The 2,956-nt window shown below is 61.6% G+C and carries 3 protein-coding genes; 2 read left to right on the forward strand and 1 reads right to left on the reverse strand.

What is annotated here, in order from left to right; all coding sequences use genetic code 11:
- Together JOY90_RS02130 and JOY90_RS02135 are read left to right on the forward strand one after the other, a co-directional pair.
- Positions 1-1,477 (forward strand): response regulator (locus tag JOY90_RS02130; protein WP_291689521.1); only part of this gene is annotated, 1,477 nt, incomplete at its 5' end.
- A 234-nt stretch (positions 1,478-1,711) separates the two neighbouring features.
- Positions 1,712-2,458, forward strand: a complete 747-nt coding sequence (locus tag JOY90_RS02135; RefSeq protein ID WP_291689522.1) for a glucose 1-dehydrogenase — start codon at positions 1,712-1,714, stop codon at positions 2,456-2,458.
- 35 nt (positions 2,459-2,493) lie between these two features.
- Here the strand turns inward: JOY90_RS02135 and JOY90_RS02140 are convergent.
- The coding region (locus JOY90_RS02140) for a metallophosphoesterase (RefSeq protein WP_291689523.1) at positions 2,494-2,956 on the reverse strand (463 nt) is incomplete at its 5' end.

A 2,956-nucleotide genomic window follows, 5' to 3' on the forward strand; every position in this document is an offset into this window, starting at 1 on the left:
CGTCGCCCATGACTTTAATAATCTCCTCACAGTCATCATCGGCAATCTGGAGGCGCTGCAGCGCCACCTTCGGGACGATGGGCTTGATGTCGATCGCCTGAAGCCCTCCGCAGACAATGCCATGCGTGGCGCTCGGCGCGCCGAGTCGCTCACTCAGCGGCTACTGGCTTTCTCTCGGCAACAGCCGCTCGAACCCAAGCCCATCGATGTTGGCCGCCTCGTGAGCGGCATGTCAGATCTTCTGCGGAGGACGCTGGGCGAGCACATTTCAATCGAAACCGTGCTTGCGGGCGGGCTGTGGCGGGCCGTGGCCGATCCGAACCAGCTGGAAATCGCGATTATTAATCTCGCGGTGAACGCGCGCGCTGCCATGCCGAAAGGAGGCAAGCTCACGATCGAAACTGCGAACGTGCATCTCGATGACCGCTACGCGGCAGCGCAGGCGGAAGTGATGCCCGGCCAATATGTGATGCTGGCTGTGACTGATAATGGCATCGGCATGGGCGCGGAAGTCAGGGCGAAGGCTTTCGATCCGTTCTTCACCACCAAAGACCTGGGACACGGAACAGGCCTGGGGCTTTCGCAGGTGTATGGGTTCGTCAAGCAGTCACGCGGGCACGTCAAAATATACAGCGAGGTTGGCGAAGGAACGACGGTCAAAATCTACATGCCGCGCTATGCGGCTCCGGCACAGGACGCAGATGAAGAGATCGTCCAGTCTGTCGCCAGCGGGAAGAGCCGTGAAACAGTGCTGGTCGTCGAGGATGATGACGATGTTCGATCGTATTCTACGGATAACCTGCGTGACCTCGGTTATTCCGTCATTGAGGTATCCAACGCTCAAACCGCACTCCACATGCTGGAAAGTCACGATGTGGCGGTGTTGTTCACTGATGTCGGGCTGCCGGGCGGGATGAACGGGCGTCAACTTGCGGATGAAGCCAGAAAGCGCCGGCCCAATCTCAAAGTCCTGTTCACCACCGGGTATGCACGTAATGCGATCGTGCACGAAGGCCGCCTCGACCCAGGCGTTGAATTGCTGACCAAGCCGTTCAGTCAGGCCGCTCTAAGCGAAAAGCTGCGCGATATCATCGACGCAAAATCCAGTCCGGCTCGGGTTCTCCTTGTCGAAGATGAGATGATGATACAGATGCTCGCTGTTGAGTATCTGGAGGAGGCAGGCATCAAAGTGGATACGGCGGCATCGGCCAACGATGCCCTTAGCAAACTGGGCCTCATCCCTGGTGGAGTTGATGCGGTGATTATCGACATGGGCCTACCCGACCGGCGTGGCGACCTCCTGGTCCGGGAAATCCGAACCTCTCATCCATCGCTGCCGGTCGTGATCGCAACCGGCGCGGAGAGTGCCGATATCCGGAGCTTGTTCAAGGATACGCCTTTGATCGCATTCGTCCGCAAGCCGTATACCTCGGACCAGCTATGCGCGGCACTCCGCAATTTCGGCATACACTGTTAGACACCTTATCGCTCCCGCTCGAACGGCCCCCGACTGCATCCCCGATGACATTTGCCGAACTCTTCCTTCATGGCCACACCCTGGCCGGGATGTCATTGGTCGCTTTTTAGGCCCTCCGGTGCTGTGGCGTCCGGAATACTTTCGCCATCGCATCAGATTTTTAGTGCATCATAATCCCGCTGCGCGGAGACAACAGGCGTACTCTGAGGAGCAGTAGAGCGAAAGGGAAGCAACATGCGTCTCGACAACAAGGTTGCACTGATCACCGGCGCCGCATCGGGCTTTGGTCAAGGCATCGCGCAGACTTTCGCACGCGAGGGCGCGCGCGTGGCCGTCGTCGATATCAATGAGAAGGCGGCACGCCAAGCCGCCGCCGCGATCAGCAACAAGGCGATCGCGCTGCGCTGCGACGTGTCGCAGCGTGCCGACGTGGACGCAGCGGCACAGGCGACCGTCGATGCCTTCGGGCGAATCGACATCCTCGTCAACAATGCCGGAATGAGTCACGTGCGCCGGCCGATGCTGGAGGTGGATGAGGCGGAGTTCGACCGGCTCATGGCTGTGAACGTCAAATCGATCTTCCTCTTCGCGCATGCGGTGGTGCCGCTCATGCGCAAGCAGAAATCGGGGGTGATCATCAATATCGGTTCGACCGCCGGCCTCAGGCCGCGGCCGGGGCTGACCTGGTACAACGCCTCCAAGGCCGCGGTGAATCTCGTGTCCAAATCGATGGCGGTCGAGCTTGCGGGCGACGGCATCCGCGTCTGCGCGATCGCGCCGGTGATGGCGGAGACGCCGCTGTTATCGACCTTCATGGGCGGCGACTCACCGGAGCTGCGCGCGCAGTTCAAAGCAACGGTGCCGCTCGGGCGCTTCGCGACCGTCGAAGACGTCGCCAACGCGACGCTGTTTCTCGCCTCCGAAGAGGCCTCATTTCTCACCGGCAACGTGCTCGAAGTCGACGGCGGGCGTTGCGTTTAGGCTTCTCGGGACGGTATGCTGGTCGCTCGCGAACACTATCCTGCCCCGGGAAGCCTGATCCGCTTGATCTCGACGACCTCCCTGCCGTCCCCCGCAAGGCCGCGCCAAATCGTTTCGCAGCGCCAGCCGTCGCGACCGCCATCGATTCTGTAGAGGTTGTAGCCGGCGCCATCGTTGCGGCCCGGTGTCACTGCCGAGGCCGACGGCGCCCCCACGATCGGGATCCGGCCCTGCGGTCCCGCAAGCTCGATAAGGGAATGCACATGGTCGTGCCCGTGGATAACGAGCTCGGCCCCTTGCCGCGCCAGCATCGCGCGGAACTCGCTGCCGTCGACAAGACGCTTGAAGTGCCGCCCCGGCTTGCTGATCGGCGGATGATGCACCATGACCACGCGAAAGAGCCCTTCGCGGCCGTAGCGCTCGAGCGCCGCGGCAAGATTTGCAATCTGCTCGCGGCCGAGATGGCCGGTCGCCAGGAAAGGCGCCGTCGGGACGGCC

It is taken from the genome of Bradyrhizobium sp., assembly GCF_019242285.1.
Lineage (GTDB): Bacteria > Pseudomonadota > Alphaproteobacteria > Rhizobiales > Xanthobacteraceae > Bradyrhizobium.